Origin of the sequence: Leptothoe spongobia TAU-MAC 1115 (assembly GCF_018739885.1) — a bacterium.
GTDB classification, from domain to species: domain Bacteria; phylum Cyanobacteriota; class Cyanobacteriia; order Phormidesmidales; family Phormidesmidaceae; genus Leptothoe; species Leptothoe spongobia.
Window position 1 is genome coordinate 28,250 of record NZ_JADOES010000041.1, and the last position, 21,497, is coordinate 49,746.

The window sequence follows — 21,497 nt, forward strand, 5'->3', positions numbered from 1 at the left end:
TAGGGGGTGCATGCACCCCCTACAACGTTTTATGGAGTTAAAACCAGCCCCTCAGTGGGCATAGCGCCATGCCCATTATGTTGATTCCCCTTAGGGAAAGGGGGCAGAGATTTCTCTAACACCTCCTGCATATCTTTGGTGACGGCTTCACCCAGAAGCTGACGTAAGTCAGGCATGACAGCCAGTGCACGGGTCCAGTCAGGAATTTCAGTCCCAGTCGGGTCTTCTAAATACTGATCTCCGGCTTTGATAATCACCTCTTCAAACTTTTCGAGGGTATTTTCCTCTTGGTGCCGGTCGTACTGTAGACCATTGAACCGAGCATCGACAAAGTATTGCCTCGCTAGGTCTTGGGCTTCACGTCGGAATTTAATCCGCAGTGATCGTAACTGGTCCTTCCCGATGACGACTTGCTCAGTTTCCGTGAGGGTTCTTAGCAGGGAGTGTAAAATATCTCGACACATCTTTTGCAGCCCCTGGTTGGGGGACTGGCCTACATTCTGGTGTTTGTGGTCAAAGGTGCCTAAATCAACTTGGGCAATACGCTTGAGGGCAACATTACGATATACCTCGGCCAGTAGTCCTACCTCTAGTCCCCAGTTGGCGGGAACACGGGTGGTTAAGGCTAGATCGCTGGTGAGGGCAAACTCACCAGACAAAGGATACCTATAGGCTGATAGATAGGAGATGTAGTCCCTATGGCCCCAGACATCCATCAGCGAGTGCAATAAGGGGGTAACGAATAGTCGAGTAACACGCCCATTCATCTTACGAGGTTCGCTACTGATACGGGCGTAATAGGCCTTGGTAAAGGCAATACCAAACTCAGGCTCTAGCAGAGGAAAGAGGAGCTTGAGGGGGTAGGTTTTGTCGTAGGTGATGATGTCGGCATCATGGAGTGCGATCGCGCCCGCGTACAGTGTGGCTAGACCTAACCCTAGCCATACGGCCCGACCTTTGCCGCGATGGGCCAAGATATCCATGCCTTGCTTTTGTAATTCCTTGAGTAAGGCAATTACCCGTGGACCGTTCTCCCAAATGATGTGAGTTTTTTGAGGTAAGGGCCGAAAAAATTCAACAGCTTTAGCATATTGCTCTGCGTTATCCGCATAGAGACTGACGATCACGGTATTTACAAAGACGCAGTCTTTAAGTTGATCACGAATATGACTAAGAGCAGGCCGTTCAAGCTCTTCATACAGAGATGGAATCAAAACAGCGGTTGGCGTATCGTGGGTTAATTCACATGCCCGTTCTTCCAATCGTGATAAATCGCCACCAAAATCATGAATTGTAGTAATTCGTTCCTGTTTATAATCCATTAGCTCCTAGACACCCTTTAGTGTTCAGTCACATCATAGGAAAATACTAGGCAAATACTGTCCTCAAAGCTACATCAGACCTCGGTGGAAATGCATGCATATCTTTAGTATTTCTTATGACATAGGTCATACAGAGGCCGACTTTTTTTAAAAAAGTCGGCCTCTGTATATGACAGAACTTAGCTTTTAAATATCTAGCGCAGCCAGTTTTTCAGCCGGGATGCCACTTGGGGCCGTCTCAGCTTACGCATAGCTTTGGTCTGGATCTGACGTACCCGTTCCCGAGATAGGTTGAAAATGCCGCCTACCTCTTCCAATGTATGTGGCTCACCCGTGGTCAAACCATAGCGTAAAGAAATAATGTCCTTTTCGCGTTCGGTCAGCACCTCGGTCAGTACATCGGAGATTTCTTGTCGCATCATCGACTCGTTCATACGAGATTCAGGCGATAGGGTGCTGCCATCTTCCAGCAGTTCCATCAGCTCTGTATCTTCGCCTTTACCCACCCGATGATTGAGGGAAAGGGACTTACGACGTACTTGTTGTAAACTGCGTAGTTGTTCGGGAGTTAAGTCTAACTCGGCTGCTAATTCTGCTTCGGTTGGGTTACGGTTAAGCTGCTTGCGGAGCTCGCGCTGGGTTTTCTTAAGCTTATTAAGCTTTTCTACGATGTGGATCGGTAGACGAATCGTGCGAGCATCGTTCGCAATTGTTCGAGTAATTCCTTGGCGGATCCACCAGTAGGCATAGGTGGAAAACTTATATCCCTTATCGGGATCAAACTTTTCAGCGGCTCGATTTAGACCGAGTGCTCCCTCTTGGATCAGATCGAGAAATGGTACGCCCCGGTTTAAATAACGTTTAGCAATGGAAACCACCAAGCGGAGATTGGAGCGAATCATCTTCCGCTTAGCGCTGCGGGCATACTTTAATCGATGCTGAAAGTCAGCTTCGCTACACTCTAAGGCATTGGCCATTTCCAAACGACTAGGTGTGCGCTTCAGCTGTTCACTCAGCTGCTTGGATAGGGCCTCAACATCTGCCAAAAACTTGACCTGACGTGCCAGTTCAATTTCCTCGTCAGCCTTAAGGAGAGGATAGCGGGCCATTTCCTTAAAGAAGGCCCCGACAGCATCATCAGCGAGGGTCTTTTTGTACGCGGAGGCTACTTCGGCGGTGAGTTCAGCAGCAGGATCAACATTTAAATCTTCATCCTGCTCACCACCCTCAGAACGGTCCCAACCAGGGACGTTGGATTCTTCGTTAAACTTATTGCCTTGACGGTTATTGTTCTGAGTTTTTGGTGCTTGGTCTACATCTGTAGTCCAAGGTTCAATTACTGCTGTTTCTGGGGAATTAACAGAAGGAGCCATAGTTCCGCAAGAAAAATCTGTGCCTGAAGGAGTCTTAAATGTAGCTCTTAAATGTAACTGTAAAGTGCCGCTATCAATAGGGATTTAAAAGAGGCTGTACACAGCTCCAATTACACTATACCAACCTCATTCTGGAGCACTGTCCACCATGATATTTTTTGGACGATGAAAACTCTTGTTTATCAAGGTTTTATAGCTTTTGTAACGTTTGATTCTATTCATTGCGGCATGTAAACCTTTCATGACATTGGCGTTTGAAGGTATGGTTCAAACCTCCTATCTTTTGGCTTTCAGCTGATAGCTTAGGTGCTTGGTTTTGCGTTAGGCAGACGTCTATAGACGTTTATATTTCTAAATGATGTGAATTGTATGTCTCAGTCTGAAAACTCTGAGCTATCAGCCTTTGAGGGGGTTGAAGTGCTCGTTGATTGTCCCGGTATTCAAGGGCTTTATACGTACAGAATTCCTAAAGATTTTAATGTGACTCCGGGAGATATTGTCAGTGTGCCTTTTGGCGGACGTCAGCTGGGTGCAATCGTAATTCGATTGATGTCGATAGTGTCGATGTCTACTCTGAATTACACTCTTCGCGATATTGATAGCATTGTTAGTCAGGGATTTTTTTCTAAAGATTATTGGAAATTATTAGAACGCGTTGCTAACTATTACCAGACGTCGCTAATTCAGGTGATTCGAACTGCATTGCCACCGGGTTTGTTGGGACGTTCTCAACGCAGAATTCGTCTCAGGCGATCCGTCGATGCAACCGCATTATCATCCGCATCAGATTCGTTAGATTTGCTTAAGCCATCAGCTCAGGCCTTGCTGAATGCTCTGAGTCAATCATCCCAGGGCGATTACACATGGCGTTATCTAAAGCGTCAGCACAAGCAAGCTACTGCGGGATTAGATCAACTTTTGAGTAAGGGCTGGGTAGAAAGCTATTTGGCTATGGTCACTCCACCCAAACCTCAGCAGCGTCAAGCGGTGAGTCTAACTGCTTCTAGTATTCCCGAATCAGCGGCTCTAACGAACCGTCAGCAGGAAATTTTAGTCACACTGCAGCGCTGTGGTGGAGACTTATGGCTGAGTGATGCGCTCCAGCGATTACGGACCACTAGTGCGACATTGCAGCGTTTGGCTGCCAAAGGGTATGTCATCATCGAAGCCCGAGAGCGCTTGCGGCTGGGCGGTCATTCTCCAGTCTTGGCCGATCAGCCTAAACCTCTAACTCCTGACCAAAGTCGTGTGCTGTCTGTGATGACCGGTCTCACGGGATATGCCCAGGTTCTACTGCATGGAGTGACCGGCTCTGGTAAGACGGAGGTATATCTGCAGGCTATTGTGCGGTGGTTACAGGCTGGTAAATCGGTCCTAGTGTTAGTGCCTGAGATTGGTCTCACTCCCCAGCTGACCGACCGGTTTCGGGCTCGCTTTGGTGAGCAGGTGTGTGTCTATCACAGTAACTTGTCCGATGGTGAACGTTATGACACTTGGCGACAGATGCTGAATGGTCAACCCCAGGTGGTTATTGGTACACGCTCTGCTATTTTTTTGCCCTTGCCCCACCTGGGAATGATTGTGCTAGATGAAGAGCATGACAGTAGTTTCAAGCAAGACCAGCCAGCTCCCTGTTATCACACCCGGACGGTGGCCCGATGGCGGGCGGAGATGGCGGATTGTCCATTGGTGTTGGGATCGGCGACGCCGGCATTGTCGACGTGGGTTGAGGTAAAGGATCCAAATAATATAGAGACGTTCCATGGAACGTCTCTATATTATTTAGGCCTCCCCAATCGTGTTCACCAACGCCCCCTCCCCCCGGTCAAGGTGGTTGACATGCGTCTCGAACTACAGGCAGGTAATCGTTCTGTTTTCAGTCGTCCATTACAAATGGCGTTGGAACAAATGCAGACTAAGGGAGAGCAGGGGCTGCTCTTTATCCATCGGCGAGGCCACAGTCGCTTTGTCTCCTGTCGTAGCTGTGGTCATGTGATGGATTGTCCAGACTGTGATGTGTCCTTGGCTTATCACCAACCCCAGAATGAAGGGCCAGCTCATCTACGCTGTCACTATTGTGGTTATGGGCAACGTCATCCTGATGAGTGTCCTAACTGTAAGTCGCCTTATTTGAAATACTTTGGTAGTGGTACCCAGCGCATCGTGCATGAGTTGCAGAGTCAGTTTCCGGGGCTGCGCTGTTTGCGATTTGATAGTGATACGACTCGGGCCAAGGGAGCGCACCGGGCTTTGTTGGAGCGGTTTGCGGCGGGTGAGGCAGATGTTTTGGTGGGTACACAGATGCTGACTAAAGGCATTGATTTACCGCAGATTACGGTAGTGGGAGTGGTGGCGGCTGACGGGCTTTTGCATATGCCGGACTATTGGTCGGGAGAGCGGGCATTTCAAACATTGACTCAGGTGGCTGGGCGAGCGGGACGAGGGGAGCGACCGGGGCAGGTGATTTTGCAAACCTATACACCTGAACATCCGGTGATTGGGGCGGCGAAGAGCCATAACTATCAAGCTTTTATTGATTATGAAATTGAGCATCGACAGCTATTGGGCTATCCGCCCTATGGACGATTAGTTCTGTTGCGGCTGACCAGTCCAACGGAGGTGGAGGTGGAGGTCGCCGCGCAACGATGTGCCGAGCAATTGCAGGCATGGCTCACATCTTTCGGGCATGCTGAGTTGGCAGATGACTGGGCGGGACCTAGTGTATTGGGTCCCACTCCAGCTCCTGTTTTTCGAGTGGCAAAGCGCTACCGTTGGCATGTGTTGCTCAAATTGCCATTGGCGATGGTGGTACCGGACTTGACTTATTTGCGATCGCACTTGCCCAAGTCCGTCAGACTCACCATTGATATCGATCCATTAAATTTGAGCTAGGCACAAGCTAGATACCTGGCAACACTTAGAAGTTCATGTCGCGCCAGTGCCATTCCTCGATGACGGTTTGGACGTTAGAGCTATTGGTTTCTAGATGTGAGTTGTGGTTAGCAGCTCTAGCCCGGACTGGAATTGTCAGCATCAATGCAGTCGTCAGGATCCCGCTCAAAACTCTAGTTGAAGTGTTAAAGCGTTTCATAGGGACCTCCTCGTATCAAATGAGACGGTTTTGATTACCAGGATGGGTATTCTCTCTGAGATTTCACTGAGGTGTTGCTAAACAACGGCTAAGTTTTTGTAGCTTTAGATACATATTAGATGTATCGCTATATGTCTAAATACTGCCTTCTAGGACCGCTGGCCCTTTGGGTACGGGGGGATCAATGACTGCATCAACGGTGATGATGACTTTGACCGGTGTGGCATTACAAAGGGCATCAGGTACGGTCCATTGCACGTTGCCTGCTTCGGTATTGTTGAATTCACCACAGAATATGGGGGCTGATGTTTCAGTCGCCACTGACCAAAGACGGTAGACTTTATCGTCTGGAAGGACAGGCAAATTATGGGATACCAGCTGTACTTCTGAATGATTTGGCAAAGTTAATAGGCTGCCAGATGATGTGTTTGCATCATCTGTTCCCTGGAGGGAATATACCAGAGCATTTGGCTGGCGCAAGATCTCGACAACGTTCTCAAAATCCGGTTTGGCCGCTGTCTCTGCCAATAGATTCTTCTTTAATGTTTGGATCTCGGTTTGGCGAGTATTTAGCTCGGCCTGCAATGTCATTTGCCGTTGGCGTAGGCGATAGTTATCGATTCCCATCATGGCGAGGACTACGGCAGCCGCAGCCATGGCTGCACCATACCAGCGTTGCCCTATGGATTTGCTAGGGCGACGGCGTTGGGTGGATAGGGGCTGGATTTGTTGGGATTGCTCGTTGGCTGCCGTGACGATGGCCTCTTCTAACCCTGGTGGTGGTGATTGTGGCTCTAAGGCATAGGGAACCATGGCCAAGGCTTCTTGGTAGGTCAATAGCTCAGCTTTGAGTTCGGGACGCTCGGTCAGCAGTGTTTGTAATGTTGTTTGTTCTTCCGGTGACAAGCTTCCGAGGGCATAGCCTGCTAATAAGTCATGCCAGTCGGGCTGCGGGTCTGAGGTGGATGGCGAATCGAACGGCATAGGTCTTGGGAAAAGTGAAACGTTAGTAGTGCGGAGGAGCAGGGAAGGGAAGGGGAATAAGTATGGTTAGGGGCTGTCTTGTACCTGCCCGAAAAGGGGCTAGAGGCTTGTTTCGAGGGTTTGACGCAGTTTGCGGAGGGCTTGACGGGAGCGGGATTTGACAGTGCCGAGGGGAATATTGAAGCGCTGGGCGATTTCTGATTGGCTGAGGCCTTCGTAATAGGCGCTTTCGATTACCTGCCGTTCTTTGTCCGATAGGCTAGCTAAAGCCTGACGGGTCCGTTCTCCTCGTTCGGTGAGGGTGGCCATATCCAGAGGGGTCGGGGATACATCGGCCATCATCAAATGCCATTTGTTCAATCGCTGACGGTGGGAGGTTTGCGATCGCAACTTATCAATCGAACGAGACCTAGCCAAGACGACGAGGTAGCGACTCAGGGAACCCCGATTCGCTTGATAGGCATCTTTTTTCCACAACGTCAGAAAGACATCCTGGGTGATTTCTTCAGCCTCTTCATCACTGTGAAGAATGCGGCGTGACAAGGTGTACACCAACCGGCCATAGCGTTGATACAACGTACGTAAAGATTCCACCTGGCCAGCTCGCAAGGATGCCAGCAGATCAGCATCAGAAGCCATGGCTTCTGATGCTGTATCCTCCCAAGATTCAATGGGCCCCATAGGTTTAATCAGACACTCCAAAGCTTGAATGGCCATTCGTGATCACATCAGTGAGGATCGACGAAAATCCTACGATCCCTGTAGATAAAAACTGGCGTAGAAAAACCACATGAAGGCATTACTAATCATTAATAATGCTCGTAACCAGCGCGTTCTTAATAGTGTCCATACACGCCAGCTCGCCAGCAACACCAGCAAAAACTCCCCTAAGGCCACAATGCCGCCGTGGTGATCCGGATCCCAGTAGGAAATAGGACTCTCAAACCGAAAGTTGCTGAAAGGCCAAAAGTGACGGTGACCGTCGTCGACATGGACGGGTAAGTCAGCTAGACAATGTAAAATCACACTAGCGGCTAGAAAAATCGTGCCATCTGCCAACGCTTGCCAGTTTGGACGATAGTTTCTGACCCACAGGGCGATGCCAATCACCAGCAGCGCTAAGGGAATCGAGTTGCCTGCATCAAATATGTTTTGCCAAAAAGGTTCATAATAGGTATCTCGCCAGATAGTGGCTTCGTCCATCTTGGCAATGAGCTTGGCCCATCCATAAAAACCAAACATGGCTAAGTCTGGGAGCATGGCTCCCCAAAAGATAGGACTGTTGAGTTGCGATTTTGAGCGGCGGCCCAGGAGGGCAAGATTGAGGATGACGTGGCTAGGTGTATTCATACGGCTGCTTGTTCTACAAACCAGTCGATTAACTTTCGGGCGATGCTTAGTTTTCCAGGGACGGGGGGCAGGTTGTCCTTGGTAAACCAATCGGCAGTTTCAATCTCGGTCGGATCGATGACAATGTTGCCGCTGGCGTAGCGGGCAGTGAATCCGATCATGAGCGAATTGGGAAATGGCCAGGGTTGGGAGCCAAAGTAGCGGATGTCCTTCACTTCGATGCCGACTTCTTCTCGAACTTCTCGGGCTACCGTTTCTTCTAAGGACTCTCCTGGTTCGACAAAGCCTGCCAGGATGCTATACATGCCGTCTCGAAAGCGGGGCGCATGGGCTAGTAATATCTCTGGGCCACGGGAAACGAGCATGATCACGGCAGGCGATAGCCGGGGATACTGTCGTAGATCACATTGAGGGCAGTGTTTAACGCGTTCATGGATGGACTGCTCCATGGGGGTGGCACAGCTACCGCAGTACTGGTGAGTACGGTCCCATTCTACGAGCTGGGTGGCACGGCCTGCGATCGCAAAAAACGTATCGTCTAACTGACCGTATAGTCCTCGTAGATGTTTGAGTGCTAATTCGGGGGGAAGATCCAGGTCTGTGGGTAGTTGTGCGGCGTAGCAGGGGCGATTTTCCAGGGTGCCGAGATATTGCGATCTCACCACATTTATCCCCAACTTATCCAGGCTAACAACCTGGGGCACACCCACATCACTCTCCCCCTGAAGCTCGTTTCCCGTGATCACCAACATCTGCGATCCACAAAATCCAAACCACCATCCCAGACCCTCAGGAGCCTCAGCCGGATCCACTCCTGGCACAAACGCCGGAGGTACCCCAAATGGATTCATTCCTGATTGCATATCAGGAGCTAGTAATTCCCTCATTCCCTATAGCGTCTCCAACCTGCCTGCGCTATCTTACGCTAACGCTCGATTGCGTCCTATCCTTACCGATGTAATAACCGCCTCATCCATGACAATTTTCTCTGAAATACAGTCTGGTCATGCCCTTGTGATCGGTGGTAACCGAGGTATCGGTTTTGGTTTTGTTCGCTTTACCCCTGCTCAATCATAAACAGCCCAATATCTTTGCTACCATCTCCGCCAAAATCGGTAGCATCGAGGACAATCGTCTCGGCGGCTGGTATGGCTATCGCGCGTCCAAAGCCGCATTGAATATGTTTCTCAAAACCGCAGCCATTGAATACAGTCGTCGCAGTAAACAAACCGCCATTGTGATGCTTCACCCCGGTACCACCGACACCCGTCTATCAGAACCCTTTCAGCGTGGTGTTCCGCCCGAAAAACTATTCCCAGTGGAAAAAACGGTTGATCTACTGACCCACGTCCTGGAGCAAGTGACTGTAGACGATAATGGCTCATTTTTCTCCTGGGATGGCGGTCGTTTGCCTTGGTAGAGATTGGTATTTATCCCCTTAACTGTCTGGATTGGCCCACCTTATGAGTGAAGGTAGTGTCATCACCGGGTTTGTAATCTTAGACTCGTTTTTTTGAAGTTTTGCAAGCGACGTTGGCGTTTTATTACTAGATGGCTGATTCGATTCCAGGACTCCGATAGACTGATTTCAGTCTTCAGAGCTTAGGACCCTCTGAAGTTCAATACCGAACCGGTTCATTTAAAAGCACCTATACTAGAACCGCTCCAGTTTACGGCTGCTCTGCTGGCTGGAGTGGTTCTAGCAAACTCCAATAACTCCATTGAGTTTTATGGTTTCTTAATCTTTTGCTGACGTTTTCTTATGAAAAGCTTAGTAGTCTAGCTCAGGTGTAATTAAACCTAGGAAGGAAAGGAGCCCTTAGATGGAGGCTTGTGATTTAACGGTTTCTCCCAGGGCTCAGTCACGACTATCACCATTGCGCCGCACCTGGGGAAAGGTGATGCTTGGTGCGGGGGTGCTCTTGGCGTTTGGTGGCGGATTGCTGTATGGTGCCGCTGATGCAGAGACGAAGGTAGTGACACAGCTAACCTTTAGTAATCAACTCCAGGGCAGTGTAGGTAGAGTGATGGCGAGTCTGCCAGCCCCTGATCTGGCGTCTATTGTTTTCAATGTCCAGTCTGAAGATGAGTTATATCAGACTGCTGAAGAACTCGATGATGTTGGCCAGGAGACATTCTCCGAGACTGATTACTATTGTTTGCCTGCGCCTCAGACGTTTGATGCTGCCAATAATATTGGGCAAAATCTTTCAACTTGGGGGACTCAGGTTAACCAAAGCAGTCAGAGTCAGGTTTCAAGTTGGGTAGCTAATATTACAGCGCAGTTGGATGCGGCTCAGTGGCCCCAGGTCCACGAGCGAGCTCAGATGGCTCGGGTACCTGTGGTGATGTACCACGATGTTTTGCCTGAAAAGGAAGTTTTCTTTGACATTACCCCAGAGCGATTAAACGCCGATTTTCGAGCGATTAAAGAGAAAAATCTAACGCCCATTAGTCTGGATCAACTGGTGAATCATTTGAGGGCTGGGGTCCCCTTGCCTGAAAAACCTGTTGTTTTGACCTTTGATGATGGCTATGTGGGTCACTATGACTACGTTTATCGGTTAGCAAAATACTACCGTTATCCAGTTGCCTTTTCTATTTTTACCGATAAGGTGGATGGCAATATTGTGGGCCGTTCCACCGTCACCTGGGATCATGTAGAAGAAATGGCCCGAGACCCTCTGGTCACCATTGTTTCCCACAGTGTTACTCATCCTCGAGATCTGCGGGAGCTGTCTGATCGAGACCTGCGCTACGAACTGGAGGAAGCCAAGGAACGCCTTGAGAATAAGCTAGGTGTGCCTATCGATTACTTTACCTATCCAGAGGGTAACCATGATGAGCGTGTAGTGGAGGCTACAGAAGCTGCAGGCTATAAGGCTGCCCTGATCATGCGCAATGATTCAGGTAAATTTGCAGGAGATTCAGAGGACTTGTTGACCATTGAGCGCTTTGGAGAATCTCGCTTTGCCGAAGTGATTGAATCGGCGTGGGGTGGTCCACCGTTGCCAGGAATTAAACCTGCGTTGGACTTTCAGGCTCCAGTACAGCGTCTGAATGTGGAAATTGATGAGATTCCCATGACGTTGATCAGTGGTGGACAACCTAAAACCATTCATGCTGATACCCGTTATCCCCTCGCTGAGCTGGTAGCTAATTCTGATGCAGTTGCCGCCGTCGATGGGACATTTTTCTCACTAGAGTTTCTCGATTCCAATACGATGATTGGCCCGGTGCTGGGGCGCAATACGGGGGAGTTTATTCCAGGTAGTGAGGGCGATATTTATAAGCTGAGGGATCGTCCCCTAGTGTTAATGACTCCTGACGAGGTAAAATTTATCTCTTTTGATCCAGAAAAACACAATACACTGGCAGGTATTCAGGAAGAGATGCCCGATGTGACTGATGCTTTTGTAGGGGCAGGTTGGTTAGTGCGAGAACAGGAGCCACAATCTGCTGCCACATTTAAAAATCTGTTTGCCTACGAGGAATATCGTTTTCGGGCATTTTGGGGGATTAATCTGGAAGGGCAGCCTGTTGTGGGGGCTACCCACGCTCAGATCGATTCAGTGGGGTTAGGAGAGATCTTGAGAAAGGCCGGCTTTCAAAATGCTGTGATGTTAGATTCTGGTGCTAGCACATCCCTTGTTTATGAAGGGGATTCTCTAATTGGATTTGAGTCTCGTACCGTTCCCCATGCGGTGGTGCTTGTGCCTACAGATCCTGGGGGCTGTGGTTCTTCTTTCTAGAGTTTTATGGGGCAGACAGAAATAGTTGTGATCGGGAGTGGCCTTGGCGGTCTATGTTGTGCTGCGCTGCTTGCTCGTTATGGTTATGACGTTGTGGTGTGTGAGAGCCATAGTATTGCTGGGGGTGCGGCCCATGGGTTTGAGCGGGGAGGGTTTTTATTTGATTCTGGCCCATCGTTATATTCGGGGTTGTCCTATAGTCCGTCTCCTAATCCGCTGCGACAGGTGTTGGATGCCATTGGTGAGGATGCTAATTGGATTAATTACGATACTTGGGGCTGTTGTCTGCCAGAAGGAGACTTTAAGACTATGGTTGGGGCGGAGCAGTTTTGTGATGTGCTTCACACATTACGAGGGACAGGTGCTGTGCAGGAGTGGCGTGATTTACAGCGGGTGATGCAGCCTTTGGGGGCGGCTGCGATCGCACTCCCCCCCGCTGCCATGCGTTTTGACCTGGGCGCTTTCCAAACCGTCGGACATTTTTTACCCGCTCTCCTCAGGCAGGCCCCCCAGGTGGCTAAGCTCACGGGTCCCTTTAGCCACATTATGGATGGCGTAGTGCATGATGATTTTGCCCGTAACTGGTTAGACATGCTCTGTTTTTTGCTGTCTGGCCTACCGGCGGATGGAACCATTGCCGCCGAGGTGGCGTTTATGTTTGCGGACTGGTATCGCCCCGGCGTGCAGCTGGACTATCCTAAAGGCGGTAGTGCTTCCCTGGTAGCGGCGTTGGTGCGGGGAATGCAAAAGTATGGAGGTGAGCTAAAATTAAACGCTCACATTGAAGAAATTTTGCTGGATGGCGATCGGTCAGTGGGGGTGCGATTGCGTCATGGAGAGACAATCATGGCGTCTAAAGCCGTGATCTCTAATGCGTCTATTTGGGATACTTTAAAGTTGTTGCCGTCTCTCCCTTCAAGGCTACAGCGCTTTGTTGAAAAGCGTCAGGCTACCCCCGAGTGTGACAGCTTTATGCATTTGCATTTGGGTATTGATGTGACAGGCCTAGAGGATCTGGCCTGTCACTATATTGTTGTTAATGACTGGAGTCAGGGCATAAACGCGCCTCAAAATTTGGTGCTGATATCGATTCCATCGGTGTTAGATCCGGGGTTGGCTCCAGTGGGTAAGCATACGAGCCACGTCTACACGCCGGGTAATGAGCCCTATGGTGTCTGGGCTGGTCTTGATCGGCGTAGTGACGACTATGGTCAGCTCAAACAGCGGCGGGCTGAGGTGATGTGGCAGGCGTTAGAGCGGGTGATTCCGGATGTGCGATCGCGCTGCGATATCACGATGGTAGGCACACCGCTGACCCATGGCCGATTTCTCCGACGCCATCATGGTTCCTATGGTCCTGCAATTCGGGCTGGGCAAGGTGTTTTTCCTGGACCACAAACGCCGGTGGAAAATTTGTGGTGTTGTGGTGATTCTACATTTCCTGGGATTGGTTTACCGGCGGTGGCAGCGAGTGGGATGGTTTTGGCGAATACGCTTGCTCCGGTGAGAAAACATAAGGCGATGCTGCGGGAAATTGGTGTTTTGAATATTTAGGAGGAGCAACCTTTATAAAATGCGAACAAACTGTTTGATTGCTTAAAATCTGCTCCTAAAACCCTAGTTTTGGCGGCTTTGAGTCTAGTTTTGCCAAAAATGAACTTGTCAAGATGAGAGCATATATCCCCTCTGAGGAGTAGGGTCGTTTCGTATTTACCAGAGAAAATCTATGAGGTTTATTACTTAGTTCATCCTGGATCGAGATATAATCGGAGGGAATCAAAACCGGCTGCTTGGGGTCCCTCCGAGTTCCCCAAACCCCCATGGCTAGGGCCGGGAGGCCGCCCTAGAACCCAGCCTACTGGGTTATCCTCAATGGCATAATAGGGGTTACGGCGGGGTCGATTAATCAAGTTATCGCATTGTTGTTTGGCACGACGTTGTTGGAAAATCTTTTTCATCGTAATTCCAAACAGTGGATACGGATATTCTGGAGGGTGGACACGGCCCACCTCCAGGTAGAGCATGCCTTTCTTCAGATTTTCTGTCCGGACAATGAAATAGCCCTGCCTCATAGGAGGGATTGGGTTGGCCGTTAGTGTAAGTGATCAAAACCTACCCCGCCTGACCGGTACTCTTTCCGAGAGGGGAGAAATCGAAAGGTGATTTCATCTTCAGCCTTTGGATATGAAATACTCGATGAAGTGATTGGAGCTGCATCTGTGACTTTACGCCTTTTTCTTGATACTGCTGATGTGATTGCCTGGGAAACCTGGCTGCCGGTGGGTATCTTTTATGGGGTTACTTCTAATCCGCTGTTGTTAGAACGGGCGCAGGTACCTTGTACGCTGGCTTCATTGACGGATTTGGCGACTAAAGCGTTTGAACTGGGTGCTAAGGAAGTCCAGCTACAAACTTGGGGAAATACAAAACACTCTTTCGTCACCAAGGGGAAGGCCCTGGCTGCCATTGATCCACGTATTGTTGTCAAGGTACCTATTACTCGGCTGGGAACCGAAGCGGCGGCGACTTTGATCGAAGAGGGCGTGAGAGTGACTTTAACGGCTGTATATGAGGTGCCACAAATTTTGATCGCGGCGGCTTTAGGTGTAGAGTATGCCGCTCCCTATCTGGGACGAATTAATGATGCCGGTGGAGAGGGTCGTGAAGCTCTAACGAGTATGCAACAGGCTTTAAATGGTGTGAAAAGTTCCACTCGTATTCTTACGGCGAGCATTCGTGATGTTAGTGACATGACGTATTTAGCTGCCCAAGGTCTCGATACATTTACCTTTGCTCCGCGTATTGCGGCGGCATTGTTTAGCAGTGAGCAAACGGCTGCAGCAACAGCGGCGTTTGAATTAGCTGCGGGCAGTGATGATCATATCATGTAGGTTTTGTTCCAACAGAAATTACTGAGCTTGCACCGAAAATGCTGCTTGGGCAACGCACATGATTGATTGAGCTGATGCTTTTTGGTTTGGCTGAATCCCAGATAACCATTGTGTAAGCTGATAATGCCATGGTATCTGCCCTAGATGACCTATCAAAACATCATCACCAACATTATGATTATGAGGGTAAAGACGTACTTGAAAACCTAAAGGAGCTAGAACCTGATTATATAGCTGAGGTGTAAGGCCATCACCTGGGTTAGCGTTATGTAGTTCTGTGGCCAGCCGCATGTTGATTTCTGTTCGAGAGCGGTAGCGTGAAAAGCGCATTAGCCAATACATAGGGACGCGGCGACGGACTTGATTAAGTAAAAGTCCCAGACCTTTAAGCTCCCAGGCGGTCTTTTGTGGATCTAAGTCTGTGATTAGTAGACCTCCTGGTTTAACCAAACGGGCGGCCTCGCTGAGGGTGCGCTCAATGTTATCACAATGGTGTAATGTGGCGTTGAGGGTGACAATATCGGCAAACCCAGACTTAAGTGGTAGGTCTTGGGCGTCGGCTAGTAAAGGTGTATAGCCTAATTTCTGAGCATTTTTTAGGGCTTCGAGACTGATATCTACGCCAATCATGATGGCAGGGTTGCCGCCCATGGTTGCAAGTACGTGGCCAAGACCGCAGCCAATATCGACAACAACTTTATCATCCCAGGATGGAATCACTTTTTGCCATCGACTTTTCCAAAAATGGTTATGGGTTTCTCGTTGAAAGTCTTTTTTGGCCCAAATGGGATGTCCAAAAAAGTAGGCATTTGCTAGCATGCCTTGGGTATAAATTAAGTGGGTGGCCACAGCTAGCTTGTCAGGTGAATACTGAATTTTGTCAGATAGACAGTATTCTTTGAGAGAAAATTCGGATAGGCTGTGCATGCTGCCTGGAAGTTAGGTAAGTTATTTCCCTGATGCTTTTAGAAAATTGCATCAGATGCTCATACCTTAGTTCCCTGGGCAGCTGGTTTAGTTTTTTTAAGACATGGTTCTTCAATGAACTTTGATTGATTGGTTAAGTAATTGATTAAGTCGTAAGTTTACGGATCTCAAATCAAATTTAGAAGATGCTTGGGTTTGAGCCTGGTGTGCACATTGTTTGGCCTGTGTAGGATGATTCTGACAGGTGTTAATAATATCAGCTAGTTTTCGAGCGTTTCCAGGTGGTGTTAACCAGCCAGTTTGACCATGGTCAATTAGTTCGGTGGCTCCGCCAGCCGCAGCCGCAACTATAGGAGTCCCGCACAGCATGGCTTCAACAATGACTCGACCGAAGGGTTCGGGAGAAGTGGATGTGTGAGTGACTAAATCGCAGGCTGTCATGAGTTGAGGAATATCGGAGCGAAAGCCTAGAAATTTAACTCGATGCTCTAGATTAAGTGCAGTAACCTGTTGATGTAACTGTTGAACATAGTCTTGCTCTCCAAATAGTGCATCTCCAACTAGCAATGCGATGACATTGTCCGGGCAGTGTTGGAGAGCTTCTATCAATATATGTTGACCTTTCCAAGGGGAGAGGCGACTGAAGTGTCCGACTAGAAATGGGATTTTTTTATCTGTAGGAGCTAGTTGCTTTCGGAAATCTTCTCGCTCTGAATCGTCCAGACAGGTAGTATAGGTTTTTGGGTGAAAACCGTTGTACACCACATGGATATGATCAGGTCGTCCTCCTGCCTGGATAAAGGCATTACGGCTGGCGTCTGAATTCGCAATGACAAGGGCTGCTTGGTTGGCCAGTGTAATAATAATGCGGCGATTTGTAGTGCTAAAGTGATCTGGAGAGACGATGTCGTGGAGATGATAGACGAAGGGACGACGACTGAGGAAGCTTGCCAGTGCTCCTACGACTAGAGCTTTTTGGGTATTTGCATAGATCAGATCGTACTTCTTGCTGAGTTTAGCAGCTTTGGTGACTAGGGGTATTAGTTGATTGAGACTTTTGAACCCCGTCAACAAACCACTAGCTTTTTGAACTGCGAGAGTTTGATTGGTAAGAATCTCAACAGGAATATTGAACTGACGCAGGTGCTCGGGAAAAGTGCCTTCGGTAAAGATGCCGACGAGACTGGTGGAGCTAAACTGTTGGGCGATATCAGCAAGACAGAGTTCGGCTCCGCCCAGTTTGTTGCTTTGATCAAGAAAGAGAATTCGCATTTTGTCGACTTGATTAGATAGAGTAGTTGTTGTTAAACAGATTCTGAGCGAAGAGGAGAGATTCTTAACGTGTCAGTTCCTGGTATATTGCTAATGTTTCCTGGCAAACACGATGAGCATCTAATTTTTTTAGATTTTGTTGAGACATCTGTTGCCAGTGAGCTAAATATTTTTTGTTTGTTAACAGTCTGATGAGAGCTTTCGCAAAAGAATTACTGTTATGAGGTGAAATTAATAATCCTGCTTGTCCATTATCGAGTGCTTCTGGAATACCATCTACTCGATTGGCAACAATGGCACAACCGGCCTCACGTGCCTCTGAAAGGACTAATCCAAAAGCCTCATGTCTTGAGGGTAAGACGAATGCATCTGTTGAACGCAAGTATCGCCACGGTTCGGGTTGAAATCCTTCAAAGTGGATGCGATGAGCAAAGGGGCTTGCTTTGGCCTGGGTCTCAAACTGATGTCGGTCGGGGCCATCACCAACCAGATAAAGATTTGCAGTTGGGATAGCCTGCGCGACTTGATTAAATTCTGTAATAAGTTCTGCAATGCCCTTGCGATGATAAAGCCCGGCTACAGTGACAATTGCGGGACGCTTCAGGGAAACGGGAGTATAGCTTTGCAGTGGTGGCTGTCTTGGACTACCGATGGTGCCATTATGAACGACCCTGAACTTGTGTTGAGGGATGCCCCGATTTTGCATTTTTGTCGCTACAGCGTGACTGACTGCAATCACTTGATCTGCTAGCCCCATGAGGATGGCACTATGTTGAAAATCACTATGCACTGTGGAGACTAGACGATAATTTGATTTAAATTGCAATGCTTTGGCGAGTACTATACCGGTCATCATGTGCGCGTGCACAATTGTTGGTTGAAAGTCTTTGATGATTTTTCGGTAGCGCCATACGGCAGCTAAAAGCTTATGGGGAGTTCTGGTTTGATCGAGACTAAACTGTTGTACTGAGTATTGTTTGAGCAAAGACCCATAGTCTTGGACGCCATTTTTCGGGGGACCAGCCGCTACGGCGACTGTATGGCCTGATTGACGTTGTAGGCAGGCCAGATCGATTGCTACATTCACAATACCGTTGCCCAGATTACAACTATCGTTGAGTAAATGTAGAATTCGCATCTTTGTGGTGTCAGTGTGACTGCAGTAAGACCTGTTTAACTTGCTCTGCAATGGTGAGCCAACTAAACCGAGTAGTTGCATAGTCTTGGCAATCCTCACGGTTGGGTAACTGGATCTTGTCGGTGAGGATAGCTTTTAGGGTAGTGGCGATAGCCTGCTCATTAGGAGAATCAGTAATCAGTGCGGGAGAGAAGTCACGGATTACTTCAGGCATACCACCTACGGGGGTGCAAAGTACTGGCGTGCCACTTGCTAGGGACTCAAGCAGTACTAGGCCAAATCCTTCTAAAGACTGACTGGGCATAATTGTCAAGTCGGCTGCCTGATAGGCAATTGGGAGAGCCTCGTCAGGGAGAAAGCCCAGGAATTTGACAGAGTTGTTGAGGCTGAGTTCAATGGTTTGCTTTTCTAAGGTATCTCTTAGGGGACCTTTGCCAGCAATAGCCAGCCAGAGATCGTATTTCTCTGCTTTGAGCTGAGAGATCGCATTAAGTAGCTTATCGAGTCCCATGCGGTGTACTAACCGTCTGGGGGTAAATATAATAAAGCGATCTTGGGGCCAGCCCAATTTTTCTCTCGCTTCTTGACGAGATAGATTTTTTTGAAATTTTTGGGTATCTACGCCCCCAGGAATGATGTGGATTTTATCCCAGGGGATGTGGTATTCCTGGTGCAAGATCTGACCAAAGGCTTTGCTAAGGACGATGAAGCGATCGCAACGGCTATAGACTTTCTGCTCCATTTGTTTTTTAAACCACACGCTGAGCTTGCTATCTCCTTCTTGCCGACTTTCAATGGCCCAGGGACCGTGAAAGGTACAAGTCACTGGGACATCCTTTGGCAGATTAGGAATAGCCGCTAACCCATAGAGTGCAAAATGTAGGTTAATGGCGTCTGGTTTAGACGAAATCAGAGAGTGACTGTTTCTGTAGGCCGAATACAGACGATGGCCCAGGGAAGCAGTTGGTTCAGCCAGATTTTTTAATTGGATCGATGAAGTTTTTGTGCTCGTAGGCAACCCGATACCAAATAGATCGATCTGGGTTTCTGATTTAACCAGGGTGTGAACAAGTTCATAGATATAGCGGTCGAGTCCACCGGGCTTGTCAGGAAACCAATTATTGCCCAATATAGCAATTTTTGTAGGAGGATGCATAAATTTTAAGATAATTAGGCAACATCGATATTGATGTCTTTACTACATGCCTATGGAGTAAGTACCTAAAACCTAATACGCCTCCTTCAGCCTTTTAACCGGATAATCGCCCTGTTTGCATTACAATTTCTTTAGAGGATTCATTTAGTCTGACAACAGACATTGCCCGTGGTTGGAAACGTCCAATTAATGCGTAGCTGACTAAACCAACATATTCTCGAAGAGCCAATGCAGTTTTCTCGATAGCGGGCAAAGAAGACGGAACCTGGACAGGGTAGGGAATGGTTTCAAAACCAAAGCTACGGAAAGTCAAAACTGAGCGTAGCATGTGGGGCTGATCTGTGACTAAAATGATGCGACTCGCACCGATGCTTTGAAGTAGTTCAAATGAATGTATAGCATTTTCTTCAGTTGTGCGGGCTTCTGGCTCTATCAATTGAACATTTAGAGGTATGCCTAGCTGAATAAGCTGAGTAGACAGACGAGGTGCCTCTCCACGTCCTGTGGTTAGAATGGTCGGTGCACGATGAGCTTTCCATAGGTTTGCAGCAGCCTGGGCTCGTTCCTGCTCAGCTAAGGGACCACGACCTAGAACAACGATCGCATCAGCGCTCTGTCCAATATCTGGTAACAAGAATAGGGTGAGTCCCCTTGTGGCAACAGTTGCACCGAGGGGAGAGATCAGCAATAGATATGTAGCACCAAGAGAACAGATACTACGCAGTAATATAGGTTTCTTATAGGGTGAAACCTTAAGACAAAGGGCCATCAGCCCGATTAGCAATAAGGGTAGTAGAACCCGTCTGGGATCAGTGAACCAATTTAATAAAGCGTACTTTAGCTGGCTCCACTGGTGTAAATGTAAAATCAACGACATAAATCTGGTAGAGCAACTGAGATATTGCTTTCCAGTTTACGTTATGCACCATAAAGAATCATTAAAGATGCTGGATTGATTGTCAGAGTATAGATTTCAGCTATCCAATAGCAATCAAGTAGCTAGTGAGTAATGCTGTTATCTAGGCTACTAAACCTAGTAGAGCGTCCCCTACTAGGTTTAGCTACATGGAGTCAAACCTACTAGAAAAGTGATGAGGCAATAACGATGGGACAAAATCGTTACTCAAACTCTCTTGAATTTGCGAACATCTGAACTGTATAGTTCCTGAAAGGGGCAACAGGGACTGATACCTCAGAGTATAGTCTTGATTGCCTATTCTTGAGAATTCAACTTTCTTCGGCCAGGTTTGATTTTTGATTACGCTGACGCACAATTCCTAATCCCAAGCTTAGTAATCCTGGTAACAGGGCCGGTGTCGGGATCTGTTGTGTTGCCAGATTTAGCGTAAATCCATCGGAATCTAATAAGCTTTGGGATGTCAAAACCCCTAGTGCGATTGATTCTTCACCAAATTGGAAAACACCCTCGATGTCCTGTGCAAGCAGAACAGTAACAAAATCATTATCGACGAGAGTTTCAATGGTTGCTGATGTCAAATTGAACACCAGTGAGTTGCTTTCCCCTTCAAGGATAACCGTCCCAAAATTAACGAACGGCGTGATTGTACCGAGAGTTGTTGTGGGAGGTGTCAAAGTGATATCTTCGATGTCGACTATATCACCTACTAGAGGTGCAAAGCTGCCAGTTGCATCTTGAACCTCAGCGCCATCAAAATCAATTAAAGTATCGCTGAGATTGAAATTACCAAAGGTTTCGAGATCGATAGAACCAGATAATTGTGAAGCATGAGCTGGATTAGCAGACACTAAAGCACTGACGGCCAAAGCCGTAGCGACTGCTGCCGCTTGTGGAGTTAAATTCTTAAAGTTCATAGCCTAAAGTCAAATAAAAATGTGATCATTAACACAAAACCTATTGAAAGTAAGGTCTACATCCCAGATTAGTTTTGTTGTTCAGAATGCTGGTAGATTGCGCTTGATCTGTGTTTTGTTTAGCCTCCACAAATCAAACCTGATTCGAACGCATACTATTCGTTGACTTTTCGCTACAACCTTACATTAATTATTTTCACTACAATATCCAATATTTGAGTTCCATTTCAGGGGTAACTTCATATTTCTTTGATGAGACTATTAAAATTAGACCAGGGGTGAAAATCTTGGGGTAGCATGGGCAGCACTGCTGCTATCGAGGTTAATAATTGGCTCTCCTGTAATTCCCGTAGTTGTTACTAGATATAGTGTTTAGGATGCAGGGAACCACTCATAGCCATTGATGTC

At 48.0% G+C, this 21,497-nt stretch carries 18 protein-coding genes and 1 pseudogene; 5 read left to right on the forward strand and 14 right to left on the reverse strand.

Features of this window, described 5'->3' with window-relative positions; translation table 11 throughout:
- Positions 1–29: 29 nt before the first annotated feature.
- A complete protein-coding gene (locus IXB50_RS17650) occupies positions 30–1,322 on the reverse strand; it encodes a glycosyltransferase family protein (protein ID WP_215610310.1) in 1,293 nt (430 codons plus the stop codon).
- 194 nt (positions 1,323–1,516) lie between these two features.
- Positions 1,517–2,695, reverse strand: coding sequence for an RpoD/SigA family RNA polymerase sigma factor (locus IXB50_RS17655; protein ID WP_215610311.1), 1,179 nt, complete (start codon positions 2,693–2,695; stop codon positions 1,517–1,519).
- A 369-nt stretch (positions 2,696–3,064) separates the two neighbouring features.
- Between IXB50_RS17655 and priA the strand changes: the two genes are divergently transcribed.
- On the forward strand, positions 3,065–5,587 hold the full coding sequence (gene priA / locus IXB50_RS17660) for a primosomal protein N' (protein ID WP_215610312.1): 2,523 nt from the start codon (positions 3,065–3,067) through the stop codon (positions 5,585–5,587).
- Between the two features lie 25 nt (positions 5,588–5,612).
- Here priA and IXB50_RS17665 read toward each other — a convergent pair whose 3' ends face one another.
- From IXB50_RS17665 to nudC, 5 genes are all read right to left on the reverse strand, one after another.
- Positions 5,613–5,786, reverse strand: a complete 174-nt coding sequence (locus IXB50_RS17665; protein WP_215610313.1) for a hypothetical protein — start codon at positions 5,784–5,786, stop codon at positions 5,613–5,615.
- A gap of 135 nt (positions 5,787–5,921) precedes the next feature.
- Positions 5,922–6,770, reverse strand: coding sequence for an anti-sigma factor domain-containing protein (locus tag IXB50_RS17670; RefSeq protein ID WP_215610314.1), 849 nt, complete (start codon positions 6,768–6,770; stop codon positions 5,922–5,924).
- Between the two features lie 99 nt (positions 6,771–6,869).
- Positions 6,870–7,451 carry a sigma-70 family RNA polymerase sigma factor gene (locus IXB50_RS17675; RefSeq protein ID WP_215610315.1) on the reverse strand — a complete coding sequence of 194 codons (582 nt, stop codon included), beginning with the start codon at positions 7,449–7,451 and terminating at the stop codon, positions 6,870–6,872.
- Positions 7,452–7,520: 69 nt separating this feature from the next.
- Positions 7,521–8,120 carry a hypothetical protein gene (locus IXB50_RS17680; RefSeq protein ID WP_215610316.1) on the reverse strand — a complete coding sequence of 200 codons (600 nt, stop codon included), beginning with the start codon at positions 8,118–8,120 and terminating at the stop codon, positions 7,521–7,523.
- Positions 8,117–9,007: an NAD(+) diphosphatase gene (nudC, locus tag IXB50_RS17685; protein ID WP_215610317.1), complete on the reverse strand. Its 891-nt coding sequence runs from the start codon at positions 9,005–9,007 to the stop codon at positions 8,117–8,119. Before nudC ends, IXB50_RS17680 begins: the two co-directional genes overlap by 4 nt.
- A 164-nt stretch (positions 9,008–9,171) precedes the next feature.
- Between nudC and IXB50_RS17690 the strand changes: the two are divergent.
- The 3 genes and pseudogenes from IXB50_RS17690 to IXB50_RS17700 form a co-directional block, all read left to right on the forward strand.
- Positions 9,172–9,540: pseudogene (locus tag IXB50_RS17690) on the forward strand (cell-cell signaling protein); the annotation flags it as partial.
- Positions 9,541–9,943: 403 nt separating this feature from the next.
- Positions 9,944–11,872, forward strand: coding sequence for a polysaccharide deacetylase family protein (locus IXB50_RS17695; protein ID WP_215610319.1), 1,929 nt, complete (start codon positions 9,944–9,946; stop codon positions 11,870–11,872).
- Between the two features lie 6 nt (positions 11,873–11,878).
- On the forward strand, positions 11,879–13,426 hold the full coding sequence (locus tag IXB50_RS17700; RefSeq protein WP_215610320.1) for a phytoene desaturase family protein: 1,548 nt from the start codon (positions 11,879–11,881) through the stop codon (positions 13,424–13,426).
- A 191-nt stretch (positions 13,427–13,617) separates the two neighbouring features.
- On the opposite strand, the gene IXB50_RS17705 is transcribed toward IXB50_RS17700, so the two are convergent.
- Positions 13,618–13,944, reverse strand: a complete 327-nt coding sequence (locus IXB50_RS17705; RefSeq protein ID WP_215610321.1) for a hypothetical protein — start codon at positions 13,942–13,944, stop codon at positions 13,618–13,620.
- Between the two features lie 87 nt (positions 13,945–14,031).
- On the opposite strand from IXB50_RS17705, the gene IXB50_RS17710 reads away from it, so the two are divergent.
- Positions 14,032–14,763: a transaldolase family protein gene (locus IXB50_RS17710; RefSeq protein WP_326520831.1), complete on the forward strand. Its 732-nt coding sequence runs from the start codon at positions 14,032–14,034 to the stop codon at positions 14,761–14,763.
- A gap of 18 nt (positions 14,764–14,781) precedes the next feature.
- On the opposite strand, the gene IXB50_RS17715 is transcribed toward IXB50_RS17710, so the two are convergent.
- The 6 genes from IXB50_RS17715 to IXB50_RS17740 all read right to left on the reverse strand — a co-directional run bounded on the left by IXB50_RS17715 (position 14,782) and on the right by IXB50_RS17740 (position 21,089).
- Entirely contained in the window at positions 14,782–15,690 is a 909-nt protein-coding gene (locus tag IXB50_RS17715) for a class I SAM-dependent methyltransferase (protein WP_215610322.1), read from the reverse strand.
- 111 nt (positions 15,691–15,801) lie between these two features.
- Positions 15,802–16,962 carry a glycosyltransferase gene (locus IXB50_RS17720; RefSeq protein WP_215610323.1) on the reverse strand — a complete coding sequence of 387 codons (1,161 nt, stop codon included), beginning with the start codon at positions 16,960–16,962 and terminating at the stop codon, positions 15,802–15,804.
- A gap of 64 nt (positions 16,963–17,026) precedes the next feature.
- Positions 17,027–18,100, reverse strand: a complete 1,074-nt coding sequence (locus IXB50_RS17725) for a glycosyltransferase family 4 protein (RefSeq protein ID WP_215610324.1) — start codon at positions 18,098–18,100, stop codon at positions 17,027–17,029.
- A 10-nt stretch (positions 18,101–18,110) separates the two neighbouring features.
- Positions 18,111–19,256, reverse strand: a complete 1,146-nt coding sequence (locus tag IXB50_RS17730) for a glycosyltransferase family 4 protein (RefSeq protein WP_215610325.1) — start codon at positions 19,254–19,256, stop codon at positions 18,111–18,113.
- A gap of 94 nt (positions 19,257–19,350) precedes the next feature.
- Positions 19,351–20,133 carry a YdcF family protein gene (locus IXB50_RS17735; protein WP_215610326.1) on the reverse strand — a complete coding sequence of 261 codons (783 nt, stop codon included), beginning with the start codon at positions 20,131–20,133 and terminating at the stop codon, positions 19,351–19,353.
- A 350-nt stretch (positions 20,134–20,483) separates the two neighbouring features.
- Positions 20,484–21,089, reverse strand: a complete 606-nt coding sequence (locus tag IXB50_RS17740; protein WP_215610327.1) for a PTPA-CTERM sorting domain-containing protein — start codon at positions 21,087–21,089, stop codon at positions 20,484–20,486.
- Positions 21,090–21,497 lie beyond the last annotated feature (408 nt).